Consider the following 21,827-nt stretch of genomic DNA (forward strand, 5'->3'; position numbering starts at 1 on the left):
TTTGACAATACAAGCTTAAATTAATATTCCATGTGCATCGATTGGCTTTGACAAATCCCAATTGGAACTTTCAAGTTGTTGCAAAAAACAAGTAGTCCGATAATTTGTTTTATTAAGCAATTTCTTAGGATGATTTGTTAACCATTGATGTCGAGTATGTACATATTGCATTATCCAATCTTGCTCAATACCTCCATTTAAAGGAACATTAGCTGGAAATCGTTCCCTCAAAAAAGCTGGAACGCCACCCGAATGAATATAGCTGTCATATATAACCAATAAACTTAAAGCTTGGGTAAATTTGTTTTTTTCAAAAAAATGCAAAGCAGGTTGATAGTAAAGTATATCAAAAAATTCATCCTGAGTGTGTCGCATCATAGTATCTTGCCTTGCCGATTTTCGAAGTAAGCTTTTAAAATTCGCATCATCCACTAAGGGAATCTTTCCAATTTTTGAAACGTAAATTTTAAAATCATTAGCAAAAATGCCTTGATTAGCAATATATTTTTCAATTAAGGCTTTTAAATTCCCTTGTTCAGTCGTTTGACTTCTACCATAAGTGATTTGACGTGTACCGTTTTTACCATCAGGATAGGTTACCAAGGCGTCGTATTTACCTTCTTTAGTGCCTGTTTCAAAAACATTAAGTACCTGCAAAATTTTCTTTTTTTGTGCTGCAGTTATCATCTGTTTGTTTTTTAGTTGTTTGTTTATTCGCTCATCTTGTTTTGATAAAAACAGATGATTTCTCATTTATTAAATTGCTATTGACTCCAATGACAATTCATATAATGCTCCATCCATGGGGTTTTAAACATACTAATTCCCCAAGGTACTTGTTCTAACAAAATATCTGCTCCGTGGTCTTTTATCCAAAGTTCATAACCCTCCGAAAGCAATTCTATTTTTCCTTCCCGTTGTAAAAAAGTTTCTTGTAAAGCTTCTTTGGATGAACCTTTAATGATATGCCAATGTTCTAAAACGGCTTCTAATAAATTTACACATTTTTCTTTTTCCTCGCTGGTTAGGCTAACGGCAACATCGACCACTTCATTAATGGCTAATCCACAAATAATTTTATTCAAAATCAACTGACTTTCATCTATAGGTTGTTCTCCAAAAACAAGAAAATGCAGACTCAAAATGCCTTTTTGAAGCGCTACATAATCCACCCATTCCTTTTCATTTGTCCAACCATTCATAGCAAATAAACGGTCCAAAAATGGATGCAAAAGCACTAAGCCTGCATTATTGATAAAAAAGGATGGGTTTTCTTTGATGAATTGTGTTTCTCTTAGTTGCTCATCTAAATAATCCATTTTTAGTGCTACTGTTTCTAACCTATTCTTGTTTAGATGGATAAATGTAGTTTCCCAGGTTTGAATGAATTGTGTTGTGGCTGTTGAAAAACCTTTGCTAAAAAGTAAAGGTTGGGAAAATCTACTGGAGGTAAACACCCGAAAACTGCCCCTCAATTCCTCCATAGATATGGAAAAAAAACGTTGTAATACCCCATTCAATTTGCTAAATAATTCTGTCGTTTGCTGTTCTTGAAACAGTACTGTTGCCCAAAACAAGAGTTCTTCCCACTGATTTTTATGTGCCGTGTTTAAACTTTTTAAAATCGATTTGTGGTCAATAGGAAACCTTTTCATTTCATTAATCCAAAGTGGGAACCAAATATTTTTTATTTCTATAAATAATGCCTCATTTTTTGCTTTACTGTATTGTATTTTAAAATTTTCGTTTTTAAGCACAAACACCCATCGAACAAGGGCATTGAAATCAGCCTTAAAAAGTTGCAAAAGTTCTGCAACTTCAAAGGATGCAAAATCCAATTCTTGGATTAAATCCTCAATATTTTTTATGGAAACAGTACTAGGAAGAAAACCTTCTTTCAAAAAGAGGAACAATCTTTTTTTCATCTCCATCTGCTTTGTAGCATTTCCAGAAAAATTTCCAGTTTGCGGGGCATTATCATTGGTTTGACTAAAAAAATGAGGTAGGTTATTAGTCAAATATGCCTCCGCTTGCTGAAGCATTTTCTGTATTAAATCCTCTTTCCAATATCTTTTTGACAGTTCAGGAATTTCGATTTCTAGTACCTCAATAGTCCAGTACTGCTGAGGCACATCGTATTTACGAAACAAAAGTTCTAATTTGGGGTAAAAAGACTGTTCCAACAAACCACTCAATTGGCTTTGTACTTCTTGACCAAAAGCTTGAGAAGTACACTGAATATCAAACGTATGTTGCTGGATAAGATGCATAATTATTTGAATAAATCGGGATTCATATTAAAAATACTTTTCTCAGAAAAGATCGTATTTGCTTCGGTTGCTCTTACTGCGGTCGGCATCTTGAAATTTTTAAAATTAATTGCCAAAGAAGTAGTAATTGTTTCACCAATAGCTACACTAGTGGTAATCACTATATAATTTTTTTCGAATATTTTATATAAAACTAAATTGATGTATCTTATCATTCCAACTGGTAAGGTAGGTGCTGTAAAAGCTAAATAAGTCGAGAGGGTAATTTTCCCTGACACATATACCCAATTAGGGATAAAATTGATTAAAACTTCATACTCTTCTTTAGTAATTTCAATATTCAATTGGGTTAAACCACCTGCATCGGTCGCAAGTGTTTTTTCCTTTAAATTAAAAAGCAGATACAGATTACATATATTTTTCTCAATTCCTCTAAAGGAATAATGATAAGTCATTTCAGGAGAAACAACTAAATCAGAAGAACCAATTTCAAAAGGTTTTAAAGTATCACTGAAGTTAAGCATATCCGTCAGTACACTACGTACTTCAGCTGCGGTATTATTACCATTGTCGGTAATTGCATTTATCTTGTCTATAATTTGTTGATAGGTTGCCATAGTTTTTTTTATTTGTTTAAAGTTTAAAAGTTCAACGTTTAAAAGTTCAAAGAACTGAATACTGATTACTACTCACTGATTACTGCTCACTGACTACTACTCACTGACTACTGCTCACTGTATCCTGTTCACTGAACACTCAACCTTCTATTTATCTGTAAAAAAGTCATTAGAATTAAAATCACCCGATTTAAAATCAGCAACAATATTCACTGTAATTTCCTGCGTATTTATACAAACTTCCCCTAATTGTTTGATAAAAACTTTGAATGATTTGTTATTCATACTAAATGGAAACACGTGAGTTATTGAACTCGTTTTAGTAACTAACACATTACTGCCATCACCAAAATTAAATTCATATTCATGTGTATCATTTCCTATTGGATTTGAAAAAATAATTTTATTTACATCGGTTGCATCTCTAGCGGCCAACCATCCCAGGGCAATAGGCGTTTTGATTTCAAATTCAAGCATATTACTCATTTCCCCATCCACTTCATATTGCAACGTATAAAATTTGGGTTGCCTAACAGATATATGACTTGGATTCAGAAAGAATTTGTCTCCGCTTTTTACCAAGGCATCTTTTGCCGTACCTGTAAATGTCCCCGAAGTCTTACCAGTAATTTTTATTTCATATTGGTTTTTATCGTCGTTACAAAATTTCAACGGATTTAAACTAATACTAAGCGGTACAGGCGTTTCAATTTTAATTTCTATGGTATTCCCCACACTGCAACAGGTATAAGGCAAGAAAAAATCAGCTATCACCATTTGTTGATACGGTGTTTTATCAGCTAGAGAACCCAAATCGAACCCTAAAATACCTTTGATATTTTCTAATAAATATCCCGACATTTCTGCGGTATAATGCCCTTGCATATTGTACTGCGCCAATGCCAGCAAATCATTCTTAATATTATCCGTTTCTTCCTGACATTTGTTTAGGCTTCCTGAACTTGGCTTGGTAGGCAATTGCGAACGATAATCGGTTAAATTTGCGCTTTTAATAATCTCTTCCTTGGTTTTATCGTCAATGGTAATATTGTCTTTGTAAGCGGTTACTGCATTTAATAATTCAAGATATTTTTGTGGAGGAGCCGCAGCTTTGAAAATGGTAGTATCTACATAAACCACTACAAAAGTTCCTCCCTTAGTTACCCCTGCTTTATGTTCTAATCCGGGATGCTTTTTGATAAAAGTTCCAAAAAACATTTCTTTGTAAAGTTTTTGCCATCTCAAATTAGCTTCTTCATAAATAACGGTAAAAGGGTCGTCCAGAAACAGTTCGTTAATATCATCCATACGGTCTATTAAGTCTTCTGCTAAGGAAGTCAAATCGGGATTAAAAAGCTGTATACACCATCTATGGAAGAGAAATACTAAATTCAGTTGTTTGAAAATATCATAAAAAGCTTTGTAATTAGGCAAAAACTCTTTTAAATCATTGGTTAACAGATTTTTTAATTGGGTTAAAATATTCTTGAAATTCGCAATATTCTGTTTAGTCATCAGATTCTTTTGTTCCAAGACATTTTTGCGTTGGTCCATCCAATTGATAACAAACTCGGTGATGTTATACACTCTTTTTCGAGCCAAATCATAATCGGTTTCCAAATCATCCCAACGACCATCAAATTTCATGATATCAATATTTTTGTTGATAAAATCAACGGCATTGAGCGCAGTAATTTTAAAAGGCAGGTTATAGCTGTCGCGAATCAAGTTTAATTCTTGAAGTGCTTTTTTATAATTTTGACCAATGTGACCTTCTACCCTAAAAAAGTTATAGGGTTCAATATCAAAAAGCAACGGTTTTTGCACTTCCAGCTTGTTCGTATAATTAGGTAAACTTGCGTGATACGACAAAATGGTATCGTTTTTCCCTTTTTCAGTCAAAGCTGGATTCCATTTTTTATTCATCTCTAAAATGGAAGTATAATAATACGGGATTGCTTTTTGGGACAATGAGTACTTCCCATAATTAGAAGGAGTAATACGTATAGTAGCTGCTTTGTCAATTGTAAATGAATTGATAATTAAAGCTAATCGCTCAAAAAGCTGAATCAACTGTTTTAATTTTGCGCCTTCTTTCGCTTTTTCGTTCAAGGTAGCATAAAACGGTGTTCTATATTTCAAATCCTCAGGGGCATTGCCTCCCAATACCACATGAAAAGGGAATAAACTCTCATCGATACAACATAAAGCGGGATTTATTTTTTGGAAATTAATGATTTCATTATAAGCATTAACTATATCTTCAATCCAATCCCATACATACTGCACACTTACTGAATTTTTAAACGTAGATAGTGTCTTGTCTACCGTTGTTTTACTTTGATTTAAAACATTCAAACTAGCGGGTAAACTGTTTTTGTGATTGTTGTACAACACCCCTATAGCATCGGTTAGATTTTTTATAAAAGCAGGTTCGAGTACTTTATTAAAACCGTCTAACACTTGCGCAGAAGTTACTAAATTTTTATAAGGAACATTATATCGTGGAAAAGTTAAAGTATTATAAACCTGCGGCAAAGGAAACTCGCGGAAAAAGGATTGTGTAAGCGCTGATAGACTAACCGCCAAGGGACGAATGTTGAATTCCATTCTTTTCCCCTTATCGTCACAATTCGTGGTAACGCAATTTTTTTGATCAATCAAACTCGTTTCTAATAACAAAACAATGAGTTTATCATCAAAAAAATTAGTAGGTATAGGCTTTTTACCCACCACAATCGAGGAGGTAGGCAATAACTCATAACATTTTTTTATCGATTGATATTGGGGTACATATTTGAAAATCGCCTCCAAATAAGGTTCGCGAGTATAATCTGGTTGCAAGAATTGTTCACTCAACTCATAGTCTTGATAGTGTGTTAGTACAACCTCTTTCCAATTGATTTGAAATCCTAAAGAAGTAACAGCGGTACCACAACTTACAGTTACACTATCCAACGTAGGGAAAGCCAATTCTAACCCACAAACAATGCCAATACCTGACAAATTTTTTCGTGCTATTCGGTCTTGTTCTTCCAAATGACTAACAAGCATATTGAGGTCTTTCTGACTTAAAACTTGGTCTGCTTCAAAAACAGGGTACTTAGAGGTGTTGTATGCTTCCATGTTATTTTTTTATAATGTTCCTAAAGAGGTACTACCCAATACCATTGGGTTTTTAGTTTCACTAATTTGACAATCGTATAAATTTCCTTCTGGATATATCGTGTTCAGCTCCTTCAGAGCTAGTAAGAGTTCCTTCAAAATGCTGTGATACGTAACCTCATCACTTTTTTTCAAACTATGATTGCATTTTTTAAATCGGTAGTGTCCGTAAGCTTCTACCCAATTTCTATAAGCCTTCTGAAATTTTAACATATCTGAACTATTTACCCAACAAATTTTGAGTAAGCTATGCGCTGGGGCTTCCTGACGAAAAACTTTCTCCGCATATTTTCTAAATATTAAATTCTGAAAACGGGACAAATAACCTGGCAGTATCAAAGTCGCTTTGAAAGAATACGGGTCTATGCTTGCGGCATCGAAGCAATCGTCGTTGACACAAACAGACAACAACTCGTCGTCTGTCCATGGACTTGTATTAAACGGACGCAAGAGCAAATGTTCGACACAATAAAAGTTTTCGTAGTATTGATTCATCTTTCGAATCATGGTTTGCAAATAAGCAAACGCTTCTTCGTGCGTATCAAATTTCTTATCCAGTCGAGCAATTTTTTGATTTTCATTCATCAAATACAAACCAAACTTGCTTGATACCAATTCTATTTTATACAAATTTTGATTCAAAAAATGAAGTTGAGCCCACTCCCATTTTTCAATCAATTGAACGGCAGGCGATACAATTTTGAACACATAATGAATCGGATTTGTTTCTACCGTCCATTGGGTTTGTGGCGTTTCCTCGGTTACTATATTTCGCAAGGGTATTTCATCAATTCCTAACAATCGAGCCACACGTTTCTCGTATCCTCCACGGTGTAAGCTATTCCAAAACGTATGAAAATTCCATTTTTGAAGTTGCGTATCGTAACTTGCGTGCATGTAATTCATGCCCAACCCGCGCTGACTACTTAATTCAGGATAAACACTCAAAAAATCCTGCTTATCTTCAACGAGTTCCGCATTATCAAAAGGAAAAACACCTGTCCCCGATGCATCTTGTGTAATTTGATACATCATAAACACATATTCGTTAAAACGTTCTGAAAAACGCGCTAACAAATGGTCCAACGCTCTATTTCTACGGTCATAAAACAACGACTTCGATTCGTACAAATTCAAATCTTCGTCGGTTAAACCATGCAATAATTTATCATTAAGCGTAGCAGAAAAAACCATTTTGGAATAAAAATCAGCACCATTCCAGTCGTTTTTGCTCAAAAATTTAGGAAAGTAGGTCTGACTCATTGGTTGACAATCCAATAGGCTATTCGCATGATACAATTGATGAAAGAAATCGGCTAAAATTTGCTCAAAAAAGTACAAGTATCCTTTTAATTGTTTTGCCTGAGCTTTTCGTAAATCAGGTTCTTTATCAGACAAGCTATTTTTTCCTATACCATAATTAACGGGGAAATCATCTTGTATGCTAAAATATTTATCCAGCTCAAAATACACTCCCGATTCTATTTCATAATCTTGACGAGTGCCTCGAAGTTTCTTTTGTTGCAATTGTGTTTTATGCAAAATCACTTTTTGGTCAACTAACAGTTGTTGGCTTTCTGAAAGAAGAAAAGGAATGTTTTTTTGAAACAATAATAATTTTGAAAGGTCTGGATTAAAAACAGGTTTTACTTCACCAGTCAGTGCTAACACCCAACGCTGATTCGTAGCTCCTGCAATTGGTTTTCCTAAACTATTGTAAGCCGTCATCAATAGATTATTAACTGACTTCACCCCTTTAATGGCCATCAATAGCGCAATAATATCTGAAGCATGAATGGCACTAGGCAACTGAGCCTTATTCAATTCCTCTTCTTTGATAAAGCCATGTGTAAGTTTAGGCCCCGTAAAAATAGCCGTCGAATGCATTCCTTCGTTAACCAATTGCGAAAGCGTATAAAAATTAATTTTAGGGCATATCACCGTATCGATAGCAATTTGAACTTGACTCAAAACCTCAACGGGGTCCACGCCTAATTCTAGTTCAATATCTGCACAAACCGCAACATCTACTTTCTCGACAACTTCTACACACAGAAAGTCTTCAGTAAAGTTTCTGTTGTCCTGCAAACGCTCCACTACTTTTGCGTAAGTATTCAGAATGAGTTTTCTTTTTTGTTCTAATTTAGAAATGACCTCGCACACATTTTTCTCCAATTGAAAATGTGCCACAATCAAGTCCATCTCATTTACATCTTCTGGAAAAATTCTAAAATGTAATGCATCGCTGGGTTTACTATATCGCTTTACCACTAAAAAAACGATATCCTGCATTTTTTTTACGCTATCAATAGTAATCTTACTTGGGGTGTCCATCCATTGAAACAGCTTAGCCAATGGGTCGTTCCAATCAATGAATTGAGGAACTATCTTAATTTTGACCCAACGATTATCTTTCCAAAACGCAAATTCGAGTAACAAAAAATTTAAATCCCCCAGTAGCGGGTCATCTTCTAACTCTAATTTTATTTTCGCGAGACCTCTTATGGGCAATTCTGGTAAACTTGTATTCTTTTTATCCTTGTTTTTTAAACTCAATTTGTCTTCAAGCTTATTGACAAAAATTTTGGTCTCGGACGCATGAGGCAAATTATACCCCCAACTATCGGTTTGCGTTTGCGTAGCAATGTACCAAGCATTAGAAACGCCTTCTAGGTCAATTAATAATTTTCGGTAATCATTAGCCGTTAGAGGGACATTGGTAAAAATAGTGGATGCAGGAAAAAAGGTACTGTTTTCTATTTTCCCTTTGGCATTAGTTAACAAATCTTGGATGTCAAAATCAGTTCTATAGCCCAGTTCAGTGATGGCATAACACAAAATATCCAACACGGTAATCCCTGGGTCGTGGGCATTATAATCAGTCCAGAACTTTGCTCCTAGTTTTTCCACATACGTTAGCCCCATTTGGAATAAATAGTGGAAATCCTGAGAAGGTAAAAGTTTTCTATTTTTAGTAATAAAGTCCGCTGTTTCCATTGTTTATTCGATTAAATCTCCTGAATTTGATGCGTTTCTGTGGGTACAAAAAGCGTAAAATCCGTTTGGGGTGTCACTTTTGTTAGGTTTTTTATAGCCGAGCCAACAGGATTATATTCCGCATCCAAAAGATATTGGGTCACGTTAAAATCGGTTATATAATCTACATACGGCTGGTTATCTACTAATTGAATTAAGGTTGAAAATTCAATACTATTTGCAAATTGCACTTCGGCCGCATCATAAGCCCACGGACTTAAAAATTCATTTATCGTTTGCACTAATTGTTTGAGATACAAACGGCTGTCCATCCCTGCTGTCTTATGAAATCGCACTTTGAAATGCAACTCAACTTTTTCAGGTTTAGGCGGTTTTACACAAATACGAGCGTGTGGAGAACTAATCGTTTTGACAAACTCTTTTATTTGCAACATTTTATTTAAACTTAGCAAGGGTTTCCAGTTGATATTTTCCGTAGGGGAGGATTTTGCTACCACAATCAAACTTACATAACCCGCTGCTACATTAGACAATTGTGTATCGTAACGGTAGTGATTTAAAGTTTTTACTCGATACACCTCAGGGAATTCTTGCAAAATAATATGTTCATAATCCCAAGAGGTAATGGCTCTGTTTTTATGACGCAAACGTTCACTTAATCGTTGGTACAAAAACGTATCACTCTCTGTAAGTTTGCCTCCAAAAGAAGCATACGGTTGCTTGATTTTTTTAACACCATTTAAACTAGCAAAGGATTTACTGACAGTTTCCTTTGGTGTGATTTCGGTAAATACGCTACCTATTTGCTCATAATCAGTCAAAACAGCTTTCAACGCTTGGGTATGCACGCCTAACCATTTGCAAATCGCTTGCTTATTAGACACAGCAATACGAATCCAAAACAATTCCTTGCTCAAAACAGTATTTGTAGAGGCTTTATAATCAGGCACTGTAATAGCTACTATACCCGATTGCGTAAACGAAAAAGTTTCGTCGCCTATAGCATTTGCTTCAAAATCGAGCCAACTATTTGACGATAAATACTGCCATTTGATAGTTGCGGGTTCTAAAAGCGGATTAGCAGTCCCCTCTTCTAATTGAATCAAAAGACTTAATCCGTCTTTAGAGCTTGCATTTTTAAACCCCAGATAAATATATCCTTCATTGGGTTTTAAGTTCGAAAATTTCAATGCGCCTAGTGTTATTTTTCGGAAACCAAATGGGTCCACTGTAAATACATCAACAGGATTTTTTTTATCATTTCCTTTCAAAAAAATTTCTGTTTTATCTTTGAAAAACTCAAATGGATGCTGCCCAAAAAGCATTTTCTCTTTCACCGTATTTTTTCCCAAATGAATGACTTCCTGCACGGTATAGTCAAAGACAAAACTTTTAATTTTAGGTTTGTAGGGCAAGGTTGTTTTTTCGGCACTGGCTTTAATGTATTTCTGCATATACGATTCTCCAGCATAAGCGGGGTCGTCTAAAACCATTCGAAATTTTCCATTTGAAACTATTTCTGAAGTAACGAGCTCATCAAAATGATATTCTTGTAAAGCATAGTCGTTCGTCATAGGTTTCAAACTAGTATCCTTTTTTGACCAAAAACCGTTAACCAATTCGAAAGTTTCTACTTTATTATACAACCAATTTTTCTCTGAAAAAATGATGATTTTTTTATCTTCCTTTTGAATTTTCTTAGGTTTACCCATGGGTTTCGTTTTGAATTCCATAGTAATATCAAAGGTTGCTTTGGCATTTTTCTTCATAAAAAACTCATTAGAAGCAATGGTAATTCCATTTCCATTTTTAGGAAATTCGCCAAAAGGATAAAAAGGTTTTTCAACATTAATACTGCCAAAATCAGACTCTAACACAAACGATTTGAATCCTTCAACTTTTATTTCTAAGTCTATTTTACTTACTGTTTTCAGCACCTCGCGATTCACCGGAACTATTTTTAGCACTGGAAAAAGTGTTTCAACTAAAAATTCGGGATGCTTTTTAGCATCAAAGGGTACAATCGCTTTTTCCGTAGCAGGAATAGTCAATTGAATGTAGGTATCTGTTTGTTTTGGGTCTTTTTTAACCGTGGTTTTTTCAGTAATTTCAATTGTTTTCTTTTCTCCAGTAATAAAAAAGTGAAACTTTGAAGCTTCTAAATCTTGGTCATTTATTCGAAGAAAAAGCGTACGCTCGCCACTTTGCAAAAAAAGTAAAGGAGATGCCACCAAAAAACCTTCCTGAAAAAGCATAGGATTTTGGGTAAAAACATCAAAACTAGTTCCCGTGTCATTTGCAACTGTCAAATCGGGAACTTTATACAATGCTGTGGTATCGCTATGGACACTACAAAAAGATTGCAATTGAATGGCATTCACCGTTTGGTCAGCCGTGCTTGCAAAATATTTCTTTTGCCCTAAAGCATTTTTGCCCCCTAAAAAAATAGTGTTTTTAGGAATCAAAAAAGGCTTAGTCCCTTTATGTGGTTCTAGAGTGAGGTGTACAAAATCAGGTTTTGCAGCCTCATTTTGTACTTTTAAAACCTCTTTATAGTAAAAATCCAATTGGTTTTTAGTAAACTCATTCAATTTTGCCTTCGCCACTTCCATGAGTTTTAGGAATGCTAAAAACAATGCGTAATGAGGCGTGTGCTTATCATAATTTTCCAACTGATGTTGAATAGGAGCCGTAGCAAATTGTTTCCAAGTGGTTAATAACCCAAACAATTGTTGTACACAACGGAGGTAATAATAGTTCTCTAATAGGCTAACGATATCGGTTGCTAGATTAATTTGTTGGTACAACGTGGCAAACTGCGTTTGAATAGCATAATCCGTACCTATCAAACTTTCTTTTTCTGGAATTTCACTATCTAACCGCTGTGCTTTTGCTAGGAGCAGATTATACTCTTTTTCCAGTTGCTGGAAATAATTTAAAAGAATACTTTTTTGAACCGAAAAAACAGTGTTCTTAGCAATAATTGTTTTCTGAATTTCATATTGTTGCACCGCATATTCAATATTCCAAGCAGAAATATAAACTAGTATGGCGGTGCTTTCAGTTTCAAAAAGTACCGACCAATCGCCATCAGGGCTATCGGTTTCATTGAAAAAAATGACGTATTTTGAAAGTTTTTGAACAAACAAAATATAATCTTCTGTCTTTCTTTCATCTATTTGAAAAAAATCAGTAGCTAATGCCTGAAGCATTCTATCAGTTTGTGTAGTTCCCATACCTTCATGTATGGAAAGCATTGTAGCACAATCCTTCATTTGTTTTTTTAGTTTGTTTGTTGTTTGTTTTCTTAAACCAGCGTTTAAGTGTATATTTCTTGTGTAATGCTATTTATTTTTGAACAAAAGTTCCTTCTTCTAAATAATAAGGAAAAACAAAATTCTTACGGGAATTAGTGGCTCGTATGCGATAGACTACCTCAATTTTAATTTCTCCTTTTACTTCTTCCTGCATATAAAACTCTACGTTTATCAAATCGATTCTTGGTTCATATAGTAAAATGGCATTTTTGATAATTTCTTTTATTTTGGTCAATAAAGTGAACGTGATGTTTTCATAGAGCATTGCTGAGAGGTCACACCCAAAATCAGACCGCATTACCCTTTCTTTCAATTGTGTTGAAAGTAAAATTTGTAAACTTTGATGCACATCTTCTTCATCAGAAACCGTAGCTACTGTTGCTGATAATTTACTGAATGTAGGTGGAAAAGACCACCCAGTTCCTAAAAATGATTTTTTACTCATGCGCTTCTTATTAACCTCCAATATTTACCGTAGGACAACCTACACTAATTACACCTCCGTGCGAAGTCGTATCTCCCATACGCACAGCGGGTTTTCCGCCTATCATCACCGTCCCCGAACCTGCAACGATGGCATCGGTGGGACCTGTACATACACAACTATCGCCTACTACAGCTGCGGGCATACCAGCAATAATCACGGTCGAATTACTTCCTGGAATAACTGGTCCACCTACATGAGGCACTGTACCTGTAACCATAGGGCAAGTGTGCATATCTGTAACTCGTGCTGCTGCTGGCATATTAATTTAAATTTATGATTGAACCTTTTAATTCCATATTGCCTGAAGCGTTTCCTGAAATAGCGCTCCCTTCTATTTTGATATTCGATTTTGCTTTCAACGTCAAATCTTTACTACTCTCTATGATAATCCCCTGGTCATCCATAGTAATTTTGTTTTTATTTTCATCCTCGATGACTATTCCTTTCAAGTCCTCACTAATGGTAATTTTATTCCCTTTTTTAGTACTAATTTCAATACTTTTCTTTTCATCGTCTAGGATAATTTTAGACTCTTCTTTGGTCACAAAACCCCTGATAAAATTATCCTCCGTAATAGGAAAAGGCATTGCTCGACTACTACTATACAAACTTCCTAAAATAACAGGCGTATCTGGATTATTGCCTAAACATCCTACAATAACCTCATCATCAATATTAGGAATGAAATAACTTCCCATATTATTAGCGGCCTGCAAAGTCGCTAAGCGCGCCCAAACCCCTTCACCACTTTCAGAAAGCATGGGCAATCTGACCTTGATACGAAATTGATTGTTAGGGTCTTCAACAATTTGAGTGACTATACCTATTTGAAGCCCATTAACGGTATTGGTTTGCCCTAGTTGCGCATGACTGTTATTAATTCCTGTGGTAGTATTTTCAGTAAAGGAACGTTCGTTTTCTAAACCATAAGAAAATTCTGTTTTCCAACAGCCGTTTTGAATACTATGTTCTTCGGTGGTAATGAGTAATTGCTCTTTATCGATTTCTGGATTGACCTTACTAAACCTTATATAATCACCAATTTTAGCTTTCAAATTGCCAAATGTGGTCACTTTACCCATAATCGAAGCGATTTTACTTTTCGCTACCATAGTGTCTGCAATGCGCTGTACGGTTGCGGGTTGCAAGTTCGTTTGGTCTATGCGCACAGTATGTGGATTTTCTGCTGTATTTTGTTCTGAAGTAACCGTTGTGGTTGCTTGTGTTTCAATATCCCAATGCTGAATGACTACCATAGACCTTCTGCGTTCAGGGTCTACACGGCCTGAAAAAGCATGCACATTAATACCATTTTCCGCCATATAGGTAGGCGTAGGTGGCGTTTGTAATACATCAACGGCATTAAATTCGGCATTGCGCAAAGTAACTAACATACCTATGGAATCTAAAAATCCAATTAAGTAATCCCAAGGAGCGGTAGTATTGTTATGCGTAACATGCTCACTCCCCCAAGTTTGACCGCTTAAATTTTCGCCCAAGGTTAAATTATTAGTAAAAGTCGTCAATTTTTCTTCGAAAGTTTGATTATTATTTTCCGCTTCCGTAGAAGTTCTTGTTAATTGCAACGCTTTATCCTTACATTCAATTTTAGCCACTACATTACAGCCTTCATGCTCAAAATCTAACGATTTGACAATCCCTTTGAATAAGGTTTTCATTTCTTTTTCAAAAGCAATCTTAACTTCGATTTCCAAAGGAGGGTCTTCGGGTTTACGAAATAATTTTTTTAAAGGCGAAACTGTTTCTTCTTTATAATCTTCTTCGGAACTGATAAAAGTAAATTTTGCAAAAGGAATTTTATTGATTTCAAAACGCACTTTACCCTCAGTGACTAAATTGTCCAAGCCTGAATTTTCTCCATTGATGAGAAATTCCAGTTTGAGCAGCGTATCAGAAGGATAAAAAGGTTTTACGTTGGCCATTTGAATTTTATTTTATAGGTGGAAAATTTATTTTTTTACCTGTATCAATTTGTCTGAAACTTAATAGTTTGTTGTTTTTTGCAACATCAATGTAATAGGCATTATTTTGATAAATATCCTCCGCCAAAAGGGTGAGTTTATCATTCATTTTTAACGTTCTTTGATGGGTAAGGTCTGGAGAAGATTTATTCTCTTTAGCAACCATAACCTTATAATCTACGGTTCCTTTAAAAACACATTTTACGCGAGCACGAATGGGTCTGCCGTCTTTTCTGAATAACGAATAATCAATCTCCATGCTTTTGAGTCTACAGGTCAACGTATAGCCTCCCCACAGCAATTTCAAATAAGAGGTTTGGTGAGTTTCACCATCATACCCCATCAAAAGGTTTTTGAATTCTTCTACTTCTTTTTCCACCGTTTGTACTTCCGCAAAGGGATTCACCACGGCGGGCATGAGGGCATTGCCTATATCAGCAAGCTTATCCATGAGCGATTCCTCCCCTTTTCCGTCTTTTATTTTTCCTGGAGGAACAACGCCCGAACTATCAAATAAGAACTCAAAATTTACTTCTTCCCCTTCAATTCTATTGAAACGCAAATCGGTCCCTGAGGTTCCCAACGCTTGACTGTCGCAAAAATCTACATTGTGACGTAACGAATATTTTTCGGGATTGAATTGAACAAAAATTGTTTTCTTAGGAGGTTCGACATAATCCTTGGTAGGAAAAACCTCAATTCGCATTTTGTCTATAATACCTAACAAGCCACTAATCATCGTTCTGCTCTTTCTTTAATATGTTCTAATACTTTTTTGGTACACTCTTGTATCAAGGAAGCTTTTAATTCTTTCAATTTAGGCGAATTACTATTCAAATCACTCATTTGATGATTCGCTTCCTCATTCACAGTTACCTTAATTCGTAATTCTTTTATTTCTATAGCCATCTTAAAAACTAGGTATAGGTATTTCTTTGAAAAAATTATAGCGTAGGGTAATGGTTTCGATAACAATTTTATTTTCCTCAGCATTTAAATCGCTAAACTCATAGCTCAAAGGAATTGCATGCGAAACATACCATACTTTGACAGGATTTCCATTTTCGTTGAGTAGTGTTACCACTAAATTAGCTGGATAAAAAACAAAATCCTCTAAGGCTTGGGTACACCACATGGACAAGCCCGACATATCGGTAGTTAGTCCTCTTTTGAGCACTAAATCCTGATACCCTGACCGGACAGGGAGACTATGTTTAAAACGATTTTGTCCCCCTTCGGTATAGGATTCGGTTTCCATAGTGACTTTTAATCCCGTGACACTTTGGAATTTTGTATCTATAGCAAATTGCGGTACTAACTCAAAGACTACCGAAAAATAGAACCCCACTAAAGGATTGCTATCAGGCATACTTCACGTTATTTATATTCGACAGTAAAGCCATGATTAGCAATTTCAACCGTATCAATAGCCGCTTCGTTAGCGTCCGATTTCATATCGGTACATTTGAGAGAAACGATAAAACAATCTTTTACCGTCCAAACCACTTTAGGAGCTTGATTTTCATCTAAAAGAGATATGGTAATGGTACGTTTTTCAACCGTATTCAACGCCACCGTATTGTACCACTCATAAAATTCATTATCGCCTATAAAGACACCTCTTTTTAAAGTGATGTTACTCAGTTTTTGTAGACCTGGCATCTTCTTTTTGAAAAATTCAGGGCTAGACCCCACACGATGTTCAATGACATCCATTTCTTTATTAAGACCCGAAACTTCAGTAAAGGCTATTTTGCTACCGCCCCAATTTACACTAAAGTGAAACTTAGGTAGCGGAAAATCCATATTTGGCATAACTTTAATTTTTTAGTTGAATAATTGACTACGAACGTTGTTGCATTTGTTTAAATTCTAGAATAATAAATTCCGCAGGGCGTGAAGGTGCATAGCCTATTTTTACCACCATGCGCCCTTCTAAAATATCTTGTGCCGACATGGTCTCGTTTAATCCCACAGCAACAAAAAAAGCATGTTCAGGTTTTCCTCCTGCTAAAGCACCATCATTCCATAAAGTGGTCAAATAATTATCTATCATCCCTTTCACACTTACCCAAGTAGAGGCTACATTAGGTTCGAAAACAAATTGCATACACGCTTTTTTCACAGATTCTTCAATCATATTGGCTAGGCGACGTACGTTTACATAACGCCAATCGTTACTATTACCCGCCAAAGTACGACCTCCCCAAACTAAGAATCCTTTACCTGTAAACTTGCGAATAGCATTGATAGATTTCCCTGTTTCGTGTATGTTCATGTTTTCTTGGTCGGCATCGTTTACATCGTCCGTTAACCCCAGAATACCATTAACACTCACATTGGCAGGTGCTTTCCATACCCCACGAGTCGCATCCGTTTGAGCGTATATCCCCACGACCGCCCCAGAAGGTGGAACAGTATTCATAAATTGTGATAGCTTCGCAAGGATAGCATCGTAAATTGGAATTTGTGCTATCAAATTATTTTCTTCAAATAATACAAAATCGCTTAAGGCTTTTAATACATTATTCATTGCATTGACGATGTTTGTATATAGCTTTTCTACTAAAATTTGAATTTTGGGAAAATCGGGTTCATCATGCTGTGGTATAGGGCCATTAACTGGAACATTTTTGCTAATCGCTCCGTTTTTATAAGGGTTTACAGCCGATTCTGCATACGCTGAAATATTTCCCCAAACACTGGTAAAATTGGTATTATTATCTAGATTATTTAAATCATCCACATCAGAAGTACCATCAGCTTTTTTAAGAATTTCGTAAGCAATTTTAAAATCTACCAAGCTTTGCGCGTGCATTTTCAAAAAATTTGTCACTTGGTCCTGCGCTACAGGAGGCAATTTTGTACTGGTCATTTGAGGTGACGAAGGATGTCCCATCACTTGCAAAGCCGACCAACACTTATCGATAGCTGTTTTTAATTTAACATGAGTATCAATAGGCAAAGCTAGATTTGTAGGATTCCAAGCCCCTTTTACCGCATTATAATCTGATATAATTTTTTCAAATTCTTCAATATTATTTTTCAAAGTAGCATTAGTAGCATAAATTCCTTTAAAATTTACTTTACCTACCGCAGTTCCGTTAATATCGCTAAACCTAAAACTATATGGAAAAGCCGTTTGCAAATTAGGATAATAGGCCGCTCCATATTTCAAATTTTGATTCCCTACACCATCTCTAAAATCGGCACTATCCGCTACTAGATTCGCACTTTGTTTTACATCCATCACCGTAAAACGGTCCATTAATTCTGCACATTGCATAAGAGCTTGTTGATGTACTAAACCTAATTTGGGTGCAGTAAGGTTAACCGCATCAGGGAAGAGCAATAAGGTAGGTTCATCATATTTTTTCAACAACCCTAAACCTGTTATAAATGGAGCCTCCCCAGTAATAGATGCCGTATAATCGCCTATAGAAACGATATAACACACACCGCCACCATTGCTATAAAACAAACGAAGGCTGTTATAGAGTTTAAATTTACTCTCTGCCACGGAACAACTTGACGTTGGTTTCAGATTTGCATCGAGGTCAACAGTTACAGAAGCGGGAGCGGGAGCCCCTCCAAAAATTTGTTCAAATTCTAACAAAGAAGTGATGCGAGTGGGTGTAGTTGGCCCTTTAGCCGTATAGCCTACAAAAGCAGGAATGGCTGTGGCTACCTGAGCAACCGACGGTGGAAAAGCATCAATTTCATTGATATAAACCCCCGGAGTTTTTAACGAGCTTACATTCATAATTTAAGTTTTTAGTTTATTATTTTTTATAAGTCAAATTGTCCTGATTCAATCAAGCCAGCTACATTCGTAGGATTATTTTCCCACAAATCAATTTTAGCCTTTTTAACCACTTTATCTTGAGTAGTCCCTGATTCTTGAATGAAGCACAAACGCATTTTATACAACATAGAAGGCATGTATTTAGACCCTAAATACGACCACATTTGATTGAGCTGTTCAGAGGTTAAACTAATGGCTTCGATAGTTGTTTTGAAATAATGTTCCTTTTGTGAATCGGTTTTAGTCAAAAAAGTAGCATAGGTTATAAGTTCAGAATGGTCGTCTTTATAATAGAACGAATTGTTTTGTTGGAAAAAATAAATAACATTTTTCAACTTATTAATACCATCCAAATACTTCGACAAATCTTTGTTATAGGAACTAAACAATAAGGAAAGGATAAGATGCTGTGTAGGCTTTTTGTACCTTGAAACATCTGTTTGATTGTTAGACGAAGCAATATAAACCGATTGGTTTTTGAGTGTTTTATCTTCCTCAATATTGACAATAGACAACAAGATGGGCGACTTGGTTTTCAAGAAATCGTCTCCGTCGTTTATGGCAGCAATATTGGTAATTTCAATAAATGCTTCGCTCGGATCAACTAATTTACTTAGTTGTTCTAAGATTATTTTTAAGTCCATTTGTTTAGTTGTTTATTTGATACATGATTCAATTTTCATTGAATTACGTTATTTAAAATTAACAATTATCTAGAAATAGACAAGAAAAATCTTAATTTTTTAGATTAAATACACTAAATAATAGATTAAAGGAAAACCTACGGATATGCATAACCAAATTTGTGTAGTTATAAAATATTACTATTTTTTATATAATTTGCAGTTTCTAATTAGAGTTTAAAATATGAAAAACATCACCCTCCTATTTTTATGTTGGACTGGAATTGCTTTTGGACAAAGCAAGACCATGACGGAGATTAATAATCTATTAGATCAATGGCACAAAGCTGCGGCAACTGCGCAATTTGATATGTATTTTAATGCCTTAGCGGAGGAATCTATTTTTATAGGAACAGATGCTACTGAAAATTGGGACAAAAAAGCCTTTATGGCATTTGCCAAACCGTATTTTGATAAAGGGAAAGCTTGGAGTTTCTCTGCTTTGGAACGCCATATTTATTTTTCAGCTGATAAAAAAATGGCTTGGTTTGACGAATTGCTTAAAACACAAATGAAAATTTGTCGTGGTAGTGGAGTTTTGATAAAAGTTGGAAAAGAGTGGAAAATCAAACATTATGTATTGTCCATGACCATTCCGAACGACCATGTAGATGCGGTGATAAAAATTAAAGCGCCTATAGAAGACGCTTTAATGGATAAATTATCTGAGAAGAAATAGTTTAGTTATTGTAAACATTCTCGTTCAATTGTTTGAACATTTCTACGGTCATGGTTTCTAAATCGAAATCATTTTGCCATCCCCAATCTTGTCTTGCACAAGTATCGTCTATGCTTGCCGGCCAACTGTCGGCAATTTGCTGACGAAAATCAGGAACGTAATCAATGGTAAAATCTGGATAATGTTTTTTGATTTCTTCAGCAATCTCCGCTGGTGTAAATGACATAGCACTTAAATTATACGAAGAACGAATTTTAATATCTTCCGCGGGAGCTTGCATAATACCAATGGTTGCTTTGATCGCATCATCCATATACATCATAGGTAAACCAGAATTTTCTGACAAGAATGACGTAAATGTACCCTCCGTAATTGCTTTGTGGTAAATATCTACTGCATAATCCGTAGTTCCACCTCCTGGAGGCGTACTCCAAGAAATTAAACCTGGGTAACGCAAACTACGCACGTCTACGCCGTATTGTTTGTGGTAATATTCGCACCATCTTTCGCCAGTTTGTTTACTAATACCGTACACCGTTGAAGGTTCCATGATGGTATATTGTGGGGTATTGTCTCTTGGGGTTGTAGGGCCAAAAACCGCGATACTCGAAGGCCAGTATATCTTTTTGATTTTTCCAGCTTTAGCTAAATTTAGGACATGAAATAAAGAGTTCATGTTCAAATCCCATGCAAAGGCAGGGTTTTTTTCAGCTGTAGCCGAAAGTAAAGCCGCCATTAAATACACATCGGTAATTTGATACTTTTCAACTAAGAACTCAATTTGATTGTAATCTAAGGCATTTACTACTTCAAAAATACCCTCGTTTACCACATCAATATTTAATTTTCGAATGTCAGATGCCACTACATTATCTACGCCATAGGTTTCACGTAGTTTTTGGGTCAATTCGGTGCCTATTTGTCCACAAGCGCCAATAATTAAGATTTTCGTGTCCATTTATAACTAGTTTGGTATGCAAAGATAACAAATTAATACCTCGATTTTTAGCTACATCAAGGCTTTACTTTTGGAAATTAGAAAGAGTAATATAAAAAGAAATGTTTTCGTAATAGATTTACTTCAAATAATTCAATCTTTTAAATTGAAACTTAGGAAAAATTAAATCATTCTTTTTAAAAAAAGAGAATCTACAAAAAGTGTATTTTTGTGTTTTCAAAATTGGATTGGTATGACTCGGATTTTTCTTTACTTTTTATGTATAAGTGTTTTTTTATTTTCTTGTAAAAAAGAAGATACTGCTAATACAATTGAAATTCAAAAAGCACTGAAAGAAAAAGAATTGGTTTTTAATGCACTCGATAAAGCTTGGAATTTCCAGGAAAGACGACTTACACCAGAATCGGAAATCATTGCTTTAAGTTGGAACGAATGGCGTTTGTTTAACAATGAGTTGAATCAAAAACCTAAAAGTACGATTAGTGCATTTAAACTTAAAACAAAGAATTTGGTACAAAAGGCAGATACCTTGACCTACACTATCCCTGTGCGACTGCAAAAACCACAAATAAAAGTGCGTTTGTCTGCCATAGTCACTAAAGTGAAAGCTTTAAATATGTTTTTAAACATCGACCGAATTCCGCAACAAAGAGTTTTAGGATTAGTAACTGATTTGAATTTAGAAGTCAATGCTTTTAACAATCAAATAGAAGAAATCGTTCGTCGTAGCCAAATTCCTATGGAAGAAGGTGAAGCGGATTTGATACAAAAAGTAGGTGGAAAGAAAGAGTCTGTTACGCCTGAAAATCCTGCTAAAACGCCACAAGAAAATGTTCCATCGTTTGAGGAAATAAAGTAAAATTGACT

The 21,827-nt window shown here is 35.4% G+C and carries 18 protein-coding genes; 2 read left to right on the forward strand and 16 right to left on the reverse strand.

The window, feature by feature from the left end; translation table 11 throughout:
- Positions 1-15: 15 nt before the first annotated feature.
- The 15 genes from ACQY29_RS03695 to ACQY29_RS03765 all read right to left on the reverse strand — a co-directional run bounded on the left by ACQY29_RS03695 (position 16) and on the right by ACQY29_RS03765 (position 19,284).
- On the reverse strand, positions 16-687 hold the full coding sequence (locus tag ACQY29_RS03695; protein ID WP_428223899.1) for a chitosanase: 672 nt from the start codon (positions 685-687) through the stop codon (positions 16-18).
- Between the two features lie 77 nt (positions 688-764).
- Complete coding sequence (locus tag ACQY29_RS03700) at positions 765-2,270, reverse strand: contractile injection system tape measure protein (RefSeq protein WP_428223900.1); 1,506 nt, start codon at positions 2,268-2,270, stop codon at positions 765-767.
- 2 nt (positions 2,271-2,272) lie between these two features.
- The gene (locus ACQY29_RS03705) at positions 2,273-2,887 is read right to left on the reverse strand and encodes a hypothetical protein (RefSeq protein ID WP_428223901.1); all 615 of its coding nucleotides are present in this window, start codon (positions 2,885-2,887) and stop codon (positions 2,273-2,275) included.
- A gap of 147 nt (positions 2,888-3,034) precedes the next feature.
- The gene (locus tag ACQY29_RS03710) at positions 3,035-6,013 is read right to left on the reverse strand and encodes a hypothetical protein (RefSeq protein ID WP_428223902.1); all 2,979 of its coding nucleotides are present in this window, start codon (positions 6,011-6,013) and stop codon (positions 3,035-3,037) included.
- A 9-nt stretch (positions 6,014-6,022) separates the two neighbouring features.
- The gene (locus ACQY29_RS03715) at positions 6,023-9,049 is read right to left on the reverse strand and encodes a hypothetical protein (RefSeq protein ID WP_428223903.1); all 3,027 of its coding nucleotides are present in this window, start codon (positions 9,047-9,049) and stop codon (positions 6,023-6,025) included.
- Positions 9,050-9,060: 11 nt separating this feature from the next.
- Positions 9,061-12,324: a hypothetical protein gene (locus ACQY29_RS03720; RefSeq protein WP_428223904.1), complete on the reverse strand. Its 3,264-nt coding sequence runs from the start codon at positions 12,322-12,324 to the stop codon at positions 9,061-9,063.
- 73 nt (positions 12,325-12,397) lie between these two features.
- Complete coding sequence (locus ACQY29_RS03725) at positions 12,398-12,811, reverse strand: GPW/gp25 family protein (RefSeq protein ID WP_428223905.1); 414 nt, start codon at positions 12,809-12,811, stop codon at positions 12,398-12,400.
- Positions 12,812-12,821: 10 nt separating this feature from the next.
- Positions 12,822-13,112, reverse strand: coding sequence for a PAAR domain-containing protein (locus ACQY29_RS03730; protein WP_428223906.1), 291 nt, complete (start codon positions 13,110-13,112; stop codon positions 12,822-12,824).
- A gap of 1 nt (position 13,113) precedes the next feature.
- Positions 13,114-14,796: a phage baseplate assembly protein V gene (locus ACQY29_RS03735; protein ID WP_428223907.1), complete on the reverse strand. Its 1,683-nt coding sequence runs from the start codon at positions 14,794-14,796 to the stop codon at positions 13,114-13,116.
- Positions 14,797-14,803: 7 nt separating this feature from the next.
- The gene (locus ACQY29_RS03740; protein WP_428223908.1) at positions 14,804-15,574 is read right to left on the reverse strand and encodes a hypothetical protein; all 771 of its coding nucleotides are present in this window, start codon (positions 15,572-15,574) and stop codon (positions 14,804-14,806) included.
- Entirely contained in the window at positions 15,571-15,744 is a 174-nt protein-coding gene (locus tag ACQY29_RS03745) for a DUF5908 family protein (RefSeq protein WP_428223909.1), read from the reverse strand. Before ACQY29_RS03745 ends, ACQY29_RS03740 begins: the two co-directional genes overlap by 4 nt.
- Before the next feature lies 1 nt (position 15,745).
- On the reverse strand, positions 15,746-16,204 hold the full coding sequence (locus ACQY29_RS03750) for a phage tail protein (RefSeq protein WP_428223910.1): 459 nt from the start codon (positions 16,202-16,204) through the stop codon (positions 15,746-15,748).
- 8 nt (positions 16,205-16,212) lie between these two features.
- Positions 16,213-16,650, reverse strand: coding sequence for a phage tail protein (locus ACQY29_RS03755; protein ID WP_428223911.1), 438 nt, complete (start codon positions 16,648-16,650; stop codon positions 16,213-16,215).
- A 28-nt stretch (positions 16,651-16,678) separates the two neighbouring features.
- Entirely contained in the window at positions 16,679-18,598 is a 1,920-nt protein-coding gene (locus tag ACQY29_RS03760; protein WP_428223912.1) for a phage tail sheath family protein, read from the reverse strand.
- 26 nt (positions 18,599-18,624) lie between these two features.
- A complete protein-coding gene (locus ACQY29_RS03765) occupies positions 18,625-19,284 on the reverse strand; it encodes a Pvc16 family protein (RefSeq protein ID WP_428223913.1) in 660 nt (219 codons plus the stop codon).
- A 223-nt stretch (positions 19,285-19,507) separates the two neighbouring features.
- Here ACQY29_RS03765 and ACQY29_RS03770 point away from each other — a divergent pair, with 223 nt between their 5' ends.
- Positions 19,508-20,002, forward strand: coding sequence for a nuclear transport factor 2 family protein (locus ACQY29_RS03770; RefSeq protein WP_428223914.1), 495 nt, complete (start codon positions 19,508-19,510; stop codon positions 20,000-20,002).
- A gap of 1 nt (position 20,003) precedes the next feature.
- On the opposite strand, the gene ACQY29_RS03775 is transcribed toward ACQY29_RS03770, so the two are convergent.
- Positions 20,004-20,960: an NAD-dependent epimerase/dehydratase family protein gene (locus tag ACQY29_RS03775; protein WP_428223915.1), complete on the reverse strand. Its 957-nt coding sequence runs from the start codon at positions 20,958-20,960 to the stop codon at positions 20,004-20,006.
- Between the two features lie 232 nt (positions 20,961-21,192).
- On the opposite strand from ACQY29_RS03775, the gene ACQY29_RS03780 reads away from it, so the two are divergent.
- The gene (locus ACQY29_RS03780; RefSeq protein ID WP_428223916.1) at positions 21,193-21,819 is read left to right on the forward strand and encodes a hypothetical protein; all 627 of its coding nucleotides are present in this window, start codon (positions 21,193-21,195) and stop codon (positions 21,817-21,819) included.
- Positions 21,820-21,827: the final 8 nt, after the last annotated feature.

This window comes from Flavobacterium sp. (assembly GCF_965262375.1).
GTDB lineage: Bacteria > Bacteroidota > Bacteroidia > Flavobacteriales > Flavobacteriaceae > Flavobacterium.

What these genes read in the sequence shown, in the direction of transcription:
- ACQY29_RS03695 (WP_428223899.1), bottom strand. Translation starts at nt 687, where the DNA reads ATGATAACTGCAGCACAAAAAAAGAAAATTTTGCAGGTACTTAATGTT.
- ACQY29_RS03700 (WP_428223900.1), bottom strand. Translation starts at nt 2,270, where the DNA reads ATGCATCTTATCCAGCAACATACGTTTGATATTCAGTGTACTTCTCAA.
- ACQY29_RS03705 (WP_428223901.1), bottom strand. Translation starts at nt 2,887, where the DNA reads ATGGCAACCTATCAACAAATTATAGACAAGATAAATGCAATTACCGAC.
- ACQY29_RS03710 (WP_428223902.1), bottom strand. Translation starts at nt 6,013, where the DNA reads ATGGAAGCATACAACACCTCTAAGTACCCTGTTTTTGAAGCAGACCAA.
- ACQY29_RS03715 (WP_428223903.1), bottom strand. Translation starts at nt 9,049, where the DNA reads ATGGAAACAGCGGACTTTATTACTAAAAATAGAAAACTTTTACCTTCT.
- ACQY29_RS03720 (WP_428223904.1), bottom strand. Translation starts at nt 12,324, where the DNA reads ATGAAGGATTGTGCTACAATGCTTTCCATACATGAAGGTATGGGAACT.
- ACQY29_RS03725 (WP_428223905.1), bottom strand. Translation starts at nt 12,811, where the DNA reads ATGAGTAAAAAATCATTTTTAGGAACTGGGTGGTCTTTTCCACCTACA.
- ACQY29_RS03730 (WP_428223906.1), bottom strand. Translation starts at nt 13,112, where the DNA reads ATGCCAGCAGCAGCACGAGTTACAGATATGCACACTTGCCCTATGGTT.
- ACQY29_RS03735 (WP_428223907.1), bottom strand. Translation starts at nt 14,796, where the DNA reads ATGGCCAACGTAAAACCTTTTTATCCTTCTGATACGCTGCTCAAACTG.
- ACQY29_RS03740 (WP_428223908.1), bottom strand. Translation starts at nt 15,574, where the DNA reads ATGATTAGTGGCTTGTTAGGTATTATAGACAAAATGCGAATTGAGGTT.
- ACQY29_RS03745 (WP_428223909.1), bottom strand. Translation starts at nt 15,744, where the DNA reads ATGGCTATAGAAATAAAAGAATTACGAATTAAGGTAACTGTGAATGAG.
- ACQY29_RS03750 (WP_428223910.1), bottom strand. Translation starts at nt 16,204, where the DNA reads ATGCCTGATAGCAATCCTTTAGTGGGGTTCTATTTTTCGGTAGTCTTT.
- ACQY29_RS03755 (WP_428223911.1), bottom strand. Translation starts at nt 16,650, where the DNA reads ATGCCAAATATGGATTTTCCGCTACCTAAGTTTCACTTTAGTGTAAAT.
- ACQY29_RS03760 (WP_428223912.1), bottom strand. Translation starts at nt 18,598, where the DNA reads ATGAATGTAAGCTCGTTAAAAACTCCGGGGGTTTATATCAATGAAATT.
- ACQY29_RS03765 (WP_428223913.1), bottom strand. Translation starts at nt 19,284, where the DNA reads ATGGACTTAAAAATAATCTTAGAACAACTAAGTAAATTAGTTGATCCG.
- ACQY29_RS03770 (WP_428223914.1), top strand. Translation starts at nt 19,508, where the DNA reads ATGAAAAACATCACCCTCCTATTTTTATGTTGGACTGGAATTGCTTTT.
- ACQY29_RS03775 (WP_428223915.1), bottom strand. Translation starts at nt 20,960, where the DNA reads ATGGACACGAAAATCTTAATTATTGGCGCTTGTGGACAAATAGGCACC.
- ACQY29_RS03780 (WP_428223916.1), top strand. Translation starts at nt 21,193, where the DNA reads ATGACTCGGATTTTTCTTTACTTTTTATGTATAAGTGTTTTTTTATTT.